An 8,704-nucleotide genomic window follows, 5' to 3' on the forward strand; every position below is an offset into this window, starting at 1 on the left:
CTTTCACGAGGGCGGCCTGGTCAACCTCGAGATCAGCGACGACGGGGCCGGCGTCGACCCGGCAAAGATCCGCCGCCGGGCCGCGAAGCTCGGGTGGAGCGCGGAGGCCCTCGACGCCCTCGACGAGCGGGCGCTGCACGAGCTGCTCTTCGTCCCCGGGTTCAGCACGCGCAGCGAGGCCGGCAAGCTCTCCGGTCGCGGCGTGGGCCTCGACGTGGTCCGGACCAACATCGAGCGCCTCGGCGGGACCATCGAGCTGCACAGCCGCCTCGGGCGTGGGACCACGGTCCGGGTCAAGATCCCCCTGACCCTGGCGATCGTCCCGGCGCTGATCGTGACCTGCGCCGGACAGCGCTTTGCGATCCCCCAGGTCAACCTGATCGAGATCGTGCGCGTGCCGGCGGCGGCTCGCCGCGAGCGCTTCGCGACGATCCACGGGGCGGCGGTCCTGCGCCTGCGCGGGCACCTGCTGCCGATGACCGCCCTCGCCCGGGCCCTGGCCCTCGGCGAGGGCCGCGGCGGGCCGAGCGAGGCCGAGCTCACGGGTGAGGGCGCCAGCGAGGGCGAGCCGCGAGACGCGACGGTGGTCGTGCTCCAGGCCGACGAGCAGCGCTACGGCCTGCTCGTCGAGGCCGTCCACGACACCGAGGAGATCGTCGTCAAGCCGCTGTGGTCGGTGCTCGACGAGCTCGGCTGCTACGCGGGCGCGACGGTGCTCGGAGACGGCGCGGTCGCGCTGATCCTCGACAGCGTCGGCCTGGCCGCGCGCGCGGGCCTGCTCGACGAGGTCCTCGCGGGGGAGCAGGAGCAGGCCCAGCGCGAGCTCGTCGAGGAGCCGGCGCGGCGGCGCGGGAACGCCACGGCCGGCCCGCAGCGTCAGTACCTGCTGTGTCGCAGCGCCGGCGCCGAGCGCCTGGCGATCCCCTGGCCGAGGTCTCGCGCCTCGAGGAGATCCACGCCTCGAGGGTCGAGCGCATGGGCCCTCAGGAGGTCATCCAGCACAACGAGGAGATCGTGCCCCTGGTCCGGCTCTCGCGGCTGCTCGGAGGAGAGCTCGGCGCGGGGGCGCGCGCCGAGGCGCCTGGGGAGATCGGGGGCGAGCTCGATCGCCTGCAGCTGGTGATCCACCGCGTCGACGGCCGGCCCGCGGGGATCATCGTCGACGAGCTCCTCGACATCATCGAGAGCGGGGCGCCGGTCCAGCGCCCCGCGGCTCGCCCGGGGGTGCTCGGCTCGCTGGTGATTGACGGCCAGGTCACGGAGCTGCTCGACGTCGAGGGCGCGCTGCGCCTGGGGACCTCGAGCTTCTCGAAGGAGCACACACGATGATGACGAACACGCGGCGTCAGGTCTGCACCTGTTGGATGGCCGGGCAGCACCTCGGCCTGGAGATCGAGCACGTCCAGGAGGTCCTGCGCGTGCGCGCCATGACCCCGGTGCCGCTGGCTCCGCCGGCGGTCTGCGGGCTGATCAATCTGCGCGGCGAGATCGTCCCGGCCCTGGATCTGCGGGTCTGCTTCGGCCTCGCCAAGCGGCCCTTGGCCTGCGCGGAGATCGGCGCGGGCTCGGCTGTGCCCGGGGACGAGGACGCGGCCGAGAGCGAGGCGCACAACCTGGTCTTGCGGACCAGCGAGGGCCCGATCAGCCTGGTCGTCGACGAGATCGGCGACGTGCTCGAGCTCGACGAGCTCAGCTGCCAGCCGCCGCCGCCGAGCCTGCGCGGCCGGGCGCGGGCGCTGATCCGCGGCGTCCACGAGCTCGACGAGGGCCTGCTGCTCCTGCTCGACGCCGCGGCTCTGCTGGCGAGCGCGCGCGGAGAGGTCCAGGCCGCGGAGGAGCGCACGCCGTGAAAGGTGGCTCGCTTGCGCTGCTCGTCGAGGACAACCGGACGACCCGCCGGGTGGTCCGCAGCATGCTCGAGGAGCTCGGCTTCGTGGTCGCCGAGGTCGCGAGCGCCGGCGAGGCCCGGCGCTTCGTGGCCGGGAGCTCGAAGCTGCCGCGGGTGGCCTTCGTCGACTGGGGCCTGCCCGACGCCGAGGGCGTCGACCTGATCCGCGAGTGGCGAGCCCAGCCTCGCATGCACCGCTGCGCCCTGGTCATGTTGACGATCCGCGCGCAGATCGAGGCGATCAACGAGGCCCTCGAGGCCGGGGCCGACGAATTCGTGATGAAGCCCTGCACCGTCGAGGGTCTGGCGGCCAAGCTCGAGCTGCTCGACTTCCCCGAGCTCGATCGCTGCGAGGTCGGGCCCGTGGGCGCGGGGGACCTGCCTCCGCGGCGGCTGCTGATCGTCGACGACTCGGCCATCGCCCGGCGGATGATCGAGCTCGCCTTGCGTGGGCGCGAAGACGTCGAGCTCGTCGGCGCCGTGGCCAACGGTCGCGTAGCCCTCGAGCGGGTGCTCGCGGAGCAGCTCGAGCTGCTGATCCTCGACCTCGAGATGCCTCAGATGGACGGGATCGAGCTGCTCCGCGAGCTGCGCGAGGTCTCGCCGAACACAGAGGTGATCGTGTTCAGCAGCCACAGCCAGCGCGGCGCCGAGCAGACCGTGGAGGCCCTGCGCCTCGGGGCCCGGGACTACCTGCTCAAGCCCGAGCGCATGGACAGCATCGAGCAGAGCCTCGACTACGTGCGCGAGCAGCTCGGCCGGCGGATCGAGGCCCTGGGGGAGCGAGCCATGCCCGCCCTCGCCGCGCCGCCCCCCGTGGCCTCGGCGCCCGCCTTTCAGTTCACGCCGGCGCCCGGCGAGTGGGTCGAGCCCGAGGTCTTGCTGATCGCCGCGTCGACGGGCGGCCCGATGGTGCTCACGCAGCTGCTCACCGCCTTGCCAGGGCCGCTCGCCGTGCCCGTGGTCGTGGTCCAGCACCTGCCCGAGGACTTCATCCCGCTCTTCGCCGAGCAGCTCGCCGAGGCCTCGGGGCTGCACGTCAAGGTCGCCGAGCCCGGGGAGATCGCGACCGCGGGCGGGGTCTGGCTGGCCCCGGGCACCGCCCACCTGCGCCTGCGCCGTGACGAGCGCGGGCTGCTGTGCTTCGAGCACAGCCGCGGGCCGCGGATCCACGGCTGCCGACCTGCGGCCGACGTGCTCTTCTCTTCGGCGGCGCGCAGCGTGGGCGACCGCGCCGTGGCCGTGGTGCTCACCGGCATGGGCACCGACGGCTGCGAGGGCGCGCGCGAGCTGGTCGCCGCGGGCGGCCGGGTGTTCGCGCAGGATCGAGACAGCAGCGTGGTCTGGGGCATGCCCGGCGCCGTGACCCGGGCCGGCCTCGTCGAGCGCGAGCTCGAGGCCGACGAGCTCCCGGACGCCTTGGTCGCGCTCGTGGGCGAGCTCGGTGCGCAGGAGGGTCGACAGTGATGGGCACGGCCCCGCGCCCGAGCGCGGCCTTGGGCGCCGAGCAGCTCGACTTGCTGGCGGTCATGGTCGCCGAGCACACGGGCGTGCAGCTCTCGGTCGGTGAGGTCGGGATGGTCGAGGCGCGGCTGCTCGAATTCATGCGCGAGCGCGGGCTGAGCCTCGAGCAGGTCCTGGTCGAGGCCGCCTGCAACCGCAGGGGCGCGCTCGCCCGCGAGCTCGCCGAGCGCTTGACCAACGCGGAGACCAGCTTCTTTCGCGACCCGCTGCTCTTCGACGAGCTGCGCACCTGGGTGCTGCCCGAGCTGCTCGACGCGGCCCGGGGGCGGGAGCCCGTGGTTTTTTGGTGTGCGGCCTGCTCCACCGGGCAGGAGCCCTACAGCCTGGCGATGTTGCTCGCGACCTGGTTCCCCGAGGCCCTGGCCGCGGGCCGGGTGCGGCTGATCGCCACCGACGTCTCGCGCCGCAACCTCGAGCGCGTGCGCGCCGGCTGCTACACCCGCGGCGAGATCAACCGCGGGCTGCCGGCGGCCATGCTCGTGCGCTGGTTCGAGGACGAGGGCGGCTGCTGGCGGATCCACCCGCGGCTGCGCGAGCTCGTCGAGCTGCGCCACCTGAGCCTCATCGATCCCTGGCCCGCGCTGCCGAGCGTCGACCTGCTCTTGCTGCGCAACGTGCTGCTCTACTGGCCCATGGACCGCCGCGAGCTCGCGCTCGCCCGCGCGGCCAGGCAGCTCGCCCCGTACGGCCTGATGGCCGTGGGCGGGGCCGAGATTCTCCCGATCAAGTCCGCCTTCGAGGCGGTCCAACGCAAACGCTGGCGCTTCTACCGACCTACTTCGACCGCTACGCCTCTCTAAGGAGTGAACATGTCCGAGCAACCCGCGACCTCCGCTGTCCTCGAGCGCCCGGCTTTCGCCGCGGCATGCTCGATTCCCTCGCCCACGCCGTGATCCTGCTCGATCCCGGCCTGAGTATCCGCTACCATCAACACCGCGGTCCAGGGCAGCGCGGGGCCGAGGCCTCGAGGGCGCGCAGGGCCGCGGTGTTGAGTAGCGGATACTCAGGCCGGATCGAGCAGGATCACGGCGTGGGCGAGGGAATCGAGCATGGCCGCGGCGAAAGCCGGGCGCTCGAGGACAGCGGAGGTCGCGGTTGCTCGGACATGTTTCACTCCTTAGAGAGGCGTAGCGGTCGAAGTAGGTCGGTAGAAGCGCCAGCGTTTGCGTTGGACCGCCTCGAAGGCGGACTTGATCGGGAGAATCTCGGCCCCGCCCACGGCCATCAGGCCGTCCGGGCGAGCTGCCTGGCCGCGCGGGCGAGCGCGAGCTCGCGGCGGTCCATGGGCCAGTAGAGCAGCACGTTGCGCAGCAAGAGCAGGTCGACGCTCGGCAGCGCGGGCCAGGGATCGATGAGGCTCAGGTGGCGCAGCTCGACGAGCTCGCGCAGCCGCGGGTGGATCCGCCAGCAGCCGCCCTCGTCCTCGAACCAGCGCACGAGCATGGCCGCCGGCAGCCCGCGGTTGATCTCGCCGCGGGTGTAGCAGCCGGCGCGCACGCGCTCGAGGTTGCGGCGCGAGACGTCGGTGGCGATCAGCCGCACCCGGCCCGCGGCCAGGGCCTCGGGGAACAGTCGCGAGCAACATCGCCAGGCTGTAGGGCTCCGGCCCTGGGTGGAGCAGGCCGCACACCAAAAACCACGGGCTCCCGCCCCGGGCCGCGTCGAGCAGCTCGGCAGCACCCAGTTGCGCAGCTCGTCGAAGAGCAGCGGGTCGCGAAAGAAGCTGGTCTCCGCGTTGGTCAAGCGCTCGCGAGCTCGCGGGCGAGCGCGCCCCTGCGGTTGCAGGCGGCCTCGACCAGGACCTGCTCGAGGCTCAGCCCGCGCTCGCGCATGAATTCGAGCAGCCGCGCCTCGACCATCCCGACCTCACCGACCGAGAGCTGCACGCCCGTGTGCTCGGCGACCATGACCGCCAGCAAGTCGAGCTGCTCGGCGCCCAAGGCCGCGCTCGGGCGCGGGGCCGTGCCCATCACTGTCGACCCTCCTGCGCACCGAGCTCGCCCACGAGCGCGACCAAGGCGTCCGGGAGCTCGTCGGCCTCGAGCTCGCGCTCGACGAGGCCGGCCCGGGTCACGGCGCCGGGCATGCCCCAGACCACGCTGCTGTCTCGATCCTGCGCGAACACCCGGCCGCCCGCGGCGACCAGCTCGCGCGCGCCCTCGCAGCCGTCGGTGCCCATGCCGGTGAGCACCACGGCCACGGCGCGGTCGCCCACGCTGCGCGCCGCCGAAGAGAAGAGCACGTCGGCCGCAGGTCGGCAGCCGTGGATCCGCGGCCCGCGGCTGTGCTCGAAGCACAGCAGCCCGCGCTCGTCACGGCGCAGGCGCAGGTGGGCGGTGCCCGGGGCCAGCCAGACCCCGCCCGCGGTCGCGATCTCCCCGGGCTCGGCGACCTTGACGTGCAGCCCCGAGGCCTCGGCGAGCTGCTCGGCGAAGAGCGGGATGAAGTCCTCGGGCAGGTGCTGGACCACGACCACGGGCACGGCGAGCGGCCCTGGCAAGGCGGTGAGCAGCTGCGTGAGCACCATCGGGCCGCCCGTCGACGCGGCGATCAGCAAGACCTCGGGCTCGACCCACTCGCCGGGCGCCGGCGTGAACTGAAAGGCGGGCGCCGAGGCCACGGGGGGCGGCGCGGCGAGGGCGGGCATGGCTCGCTCCCCCAGGGCCTCGATCCGCCGGCCGAGCTGCTCGCGCACGTAGTCGAGGCTCTGCTCGATGCTGTCCATGCGCTCGGGCTTGAGCAGGTAGTCCCGGGCCCCGAGGCGCAGGGCCTCCACGGTCTGCTCGGCGCCGCGCTGGCTGTGGCTGCTGAACACGATCACCTCTGTGTTCGGCGAGACCTCGCGCAGCTCGCGGAGCAGCTCGATCCCGTCCATCTGAGGCATCTCGAGGTCGAGGATCAGCAGCTCGAGCTGCTCCGCGAGCACCCGCTCGAGGGCTACGCGACCGTTGGCCACGGCGCCGACGAGCTCGACGTCTTCGCGCCCACGCAAGGCGAGCTCGATCATCCGCCGGGCGATGGCCGAGTCGTCGACGATCAGCAGCCGCCGCGGAGGCAGGTCCCCCGCGCCCACGGGCCCGACCTCGCAGCGATCGAGCTCGGGGAAGTCGAGCAGCTCGAGCTTGGCCGCCAGACCCTCGACGGTGCAGGGCTTCATCACGAATTCGTCGGCCCCGGCCTCGAGGGCCTCGTTGATCGCCTCGATCTGCGCGCGGATCGTCAACATGACCAGGGCGCAGCGGTGCATGCGAGGCTGGGCTCGCCACTCGCGGATCAGGTCGACGCCCTCGGCGTCGGGCAGGCCCCAGTCGACGAAGGCCACCCGCGGCAGCTTCGAGCTCCCGGCCACGAAGCGCCGGGCCTCGCCGGCGCTCGCGACCTCGGCGACCACGAAGCCGAGCTCCTCGAGCATGCTGCGGACCACCCGGCGGGTCGTCCGGTTGTCCTCGACGAGCAGCGCAAGCGAGCCACCTTTCACGGCGTGCGCTCCTCCGCGGCCTGGACCTCTCCGCGCGCGCTCGCCAGCAGAGCCGCGGCGTCGAGCAGGAGCAGCAGGCCCTCGTCGAGCTCGTGGACGCCGCGGATCAGCGCCCGCGCCCGGCCGCGCAGGCTCGGCGGCGGCGGCTGGCAGCTGAGCTCGTCGAGCTCGAGCACGTCGCCGATCTCGTCGACGACCAGGCTGATCGGGCCCTCGCTGGTCCGCAAGACCAGGTTGTGCGCCTCGCTCTCGGCCGCGTCCTCGTCCCCGGGCACAGCCGAGCCCGCGCCGATCTCCGCGCAGGCCAAGGGCCGCTTGGCGAGGCCGAAGCAGACCCGCAGATCCAGGGCCGGGACGATCTCGCCGCGCAGATTGATCAGCCCGCAGACCGCCGGCGGAGCCAGCGGCACCGGGGTCATGGCGCGCACGCGCAGGACCTCCTGGACGTGCTCGATCTCCAGGCCGAGGTGCTGCCCGGCCATCCAACAGGTGCAGACCTGACGCCGCGTGTTCGTCATCATCGTGTGTGCTCCTTCGAGAAGCTCGAGGTCCCCAGGCGCAGCGCGCCCTCGACGTCGAGCAGCTCCGTGACCTGGCCGTCAATCACCAGCGAGCCGAGCACCCCCGGGCGAGCCGCGGGGCGCTGGACCGGCGCCCCGCTCTCGATGATGTCGAGGAGCTCGTCGACGATGATCCCCGCGGGCCGGCCGTCGACGCGGTGGATCACCAGCTGCAGGCGATCGAGCTCGCCCCCGATCTCCCCAGGCGCCTCGGCGCGCGCCCCCGCGCCGAGCTCTCCTCCGAGCAGCCGCGAGAGCCGGACCAGGGGCACGATCTCCTCGTTGTGCTGGATGACCTCCTGAGGGCCCATGCGCTCGACCCTCGAGGCGTGGATCTCCTCGAGGCGCGAGACCTCGGCCAGGGGGATCGCCAGGCGCTCGGCGCCGGCGCTGCGACACAGCAGGTACTGACGCTGCGGGCCGGCCGTGGCGTTCCCGCGCCGCCGCGCCGGCTCCTCGACGAGCTCGCGCTGGGCCTGCTCCTGCTCCCCCGCGAGGACCTCGTCGAGCAGGCCCGCGCGCGCGGCCAGGCCGACGCTGTCGAGGATCAGCGCGACCGCGCCGTCTCCGAGCACCGTCGCGCCCGCGTAGCAGCCGAGCTCGTCGAGCACCGACCACAGCGGCTTGACGACGATCTCCTCGGTGTCGTGGACGGCCTCGACGAGCAGGCCGTAGCGCTGCTCGTCGGCCTGGAGCACGACCACCGTCGCGTCTCGCGGCTCGCCCTCGCTGGCGCCCTCACCCGTGAGCTCGGCCTCGCTCGGCCCGCCGCGGCCCTCGCCGAGGGCCAGGGCCCGGGCGAGGGCGGTCATCGGCAGCAGGTGCCCGCGCAGGCGCAGGACCGCCGCCCCGTGGATCGTCGCGAAGCGCTCGCGGCGAGCCGCCGCCGGCACGCGCACGATCTCGATCAGGTTGACCTGGGGGATCGCAAAGCGCTGTCCGGCGCAGGTCACGATCAGCGCCGGGACGATCGCCAGGGTCAGGGGATCTTGACCCGGACCGTGGTCCCACGCCCGAGGCGGCTGTGCAGCTCGATGGTCCCGCCGAGGCGCTCGATGTTGGTCCGGACCACGTCGAGGCCCACGCCGCGACCGGAGAGCTTGCCGGCCTCGCTGCGCGTGCTGAACCCGGGACGAAGAGCAGCTCGTGCAGCGCCCGCTCGTCGAGGGCGTCGAGGGCCTCCGCGCTCCACCCGAGCTTCGCGGCCCGGCGGCGGATCTTTGCCGGGTCGACGCCGGCCCCGTCGTCGCTGAT

At 73.3% G+C, this 8,704-nt stretch carries 11 protein-coding genes and 1 pseudogene; 5 read left to right on the plus strand and 7 right to left on the minus strand.

Annotated features, from left to right (window positions below; translation table 11 throughout):
• Positions 1-67 precede the first annotated feature (67 nt).
• From G6O69_RS41375 to G6O69_RS39050, 5 genes and pseudogenes are all read left to right on the plus strand, one after another.
• Positions 68-706 (plus strand): annotated as a pseudogene (locus G6O69_RS41375) (chemotaxis protein CheW); the annotation flags it as partial.
• 269 nt (positions 707-975) lie between these two features.
• Positions 976-1,329 carry a chemotaxis protein CheW gene (locus G6O69_RS41380; protein WP_255216887.1) on the plus strand — a complete coding sequence of 118 codons (354 nt, stop codon included), beginning with the start codon at positions 976-978 and terminating at the stop codon, positions 1,327-1,329.
• Positions 1,326-1,850 carry a chemotaxis protein CheW gene (locus tag G6O69_RS39040; RefSeq protein WP_217909797.1) on the plus strand — a complete coding sequence of 175 codons (525 nt, stop codon included), beginning with the start codon at positions 1,326-1,328 and terminating at the stop codon, positions 1,848-1,850. The genes G6O69_RS41380 and G6O69_RS39040 overlap by 4 nt, the downstream gene beginning before the upstream one ends.
• Positions 1,847-3,355: a chemotaxis-specific protein-glutamate methyltransferase CheB gene (gene cheB / locus G6O69_RS39045; RefSeq protein WP_172303010.1), complete on the plus strand. Its 1,509-nt coding sequence runs from the start codon at positions 1,847-1,849 to the stop codon at positions 3,353-3,355. The genes G6O69_RS39040 and cheB (G6O69_RS39045) overlap by 4 nt, the downstream gene beginning before the upstream one ends.
• Positions 3,355-4,212: a CheR family methyltransferase gene (locus G6O69_RS39050; RefSeq protein WP_176397472.1), complete on the plus strand. Its 858-nt coding sequence runs from the start codon at positions 3,355-3,357 to the stop codon at positions 4,210-4,212. Before cheB (G6O69_RS39045) ends, G6O69_RS39050 begins: the two co-directional genes overlap by 1 nt.
• Here the strand turns inward: G6O69_RS39050 and G6O69_RS41385 are convergent.
• From G6O69_RS41385 to G6O69_RS39080, 7 genes are all read right to left on the minus strand, one after another.
• The gene (locus G6O69_RS41385; protein WP_255216888.1) at positions 4,209-4,340 is read right to left on the minus strand and encodes a hypothetical protein; all 132 of its coding nucleotides are present in this window, start codon (positions 4,338-4,340) and stop codon (positions 4,209-4,211) included. The two genes, G6O69_RS39050 and G6O69_RS41385, sit on opposite strands and share 4 nt — an antisense overlap.
• Positions 4,341-4,636: 296 nt before the next feature.
• Positions 4,637-5,155 carry a CheR family methyltransferase gene (locus G6O69_RS39055; RefSeq protein ID WP_176397473.1) on the minus strand — a complete coding sequence of 173 codons (519 nt, stop codon included), beginning with the start codon at positions 5,153-5,155 and terminating at the stop codon, positions 4,637-4,639.
• Complete coding sequence (locus G6O69_RS39060; RefSeq protein WP_176397474.1) at positions 5,152-5,382, minus strand: hypothetical protein; 231 nt, start codon at positions 5,380-5,382, stop codon at positions 5,152-5,154. Before G6O69_RS39060 ends, G6O69_RS39055 begins: the two co-directional genes overlap by 4 nt.
• Complete coding sequence (gene cheB / locus G6O69_RS39065; RefSeq protein WP_172303010.1) at positions 5,382-6,890, minus strand: chemotaxis-specific protein-glutamate methyltransferase CheB; 1,509 nt, start codon at positions 6,888-6,890, stop codon at positions 5,382-5,384. The genes G6O69_RS39060 and cheB (G6O69_RS39065) overlap by 1 nt, the downstream gene beginning before the upstream one ends.
• The gene (locus G6O69_RS39070; RefSeq protein ID WP_217909797.1) at positions 6,887-7,411 is read right to left on the minus strand and encodes a chemotaxis protein CheW; all 525 of its coding nucleotides are present in this window, start codon (positions 7,409-7,411) and stop codon (positions 6,887-6,889) included. Before G6O69_RS39070 ends, cheB (G6O69_RS39065) begins: the two co-directional genes overlap by 4 nt.
• The gene (locus G6O69_RS39075) at positions 7,408-8,403 is read right to left on the minus strand and encodes a chemotaxis protein CheW (protein WP_176397475.1); all 996 of its coding nucleotides are present in this window, start codon (positions 8,401-8,403) and stop codon (positions 7,408-7,410) included. The genes G6O69_RS39070 and G6O69_RS39075 overlap by 4 nt, the downstream gene beginning before the upstream one ends.
• Positions 8,404-8,429: 26 nt before the next feature.
• Positions 8,430-8,704: ATP-binding protein (locus G6O69_RS39080; protein ID WP_255216890.1), on the minus strand; the 275-nt coding region annotated here is incomplete at its 5' end.

This window comes from Pseudenhygromyxa sp. WMMC2535 (genome assembly GCF_011083025.2).

Excerpts from the sequence above, each read along its gene's own strand:
- G6O69_RS39070 (WP_217909797.1), bottom strand. The coding sequence starts at position 7,411 with ATGATGACGAACACGCGGCGTCAGGTCTGCACCTGTTGGATGGCCGGG.
- G6O69_RS41385 (WP_255216888.1), bottom strand. The coding sequence starts at position 4,340 with ATGGTAGCGGATACTCAGGCCGGGATCGAGCAGGATCACGGCGTGGGC.
- G6O69_RS39060 (WP_176397474.1), bottom strand. The coding sequence starts at position 5,382 with ATGGGCACGGCCCCGCGCCCGAGCGCGGCCTTGGGCGCCGAGCAGCTC.
- G6O69_RS41380 (WP_255216887.1), top strand. The coding sequence starts at position 976 with ATGGGCCCTCAGGAGGTCATCCAGCACAACGAGGAGATCGTGCCCCTG.
- G6O69_RS39040 (WP_217909797.1), top strand. The coding sequence starts at position 1,326 with ATGATGACGAACACGCGGCGTCAGGTCTGCACCTGTTGGATGGCCGGG.
- G6O69_RS39050 (WP_176397472.1), top strand. The coding sequence starts at position 3,355 with ATGGGCACGGCCCCGCGCCCGAGCGCGGCCTTGGGCGCCGAGCAGCTC.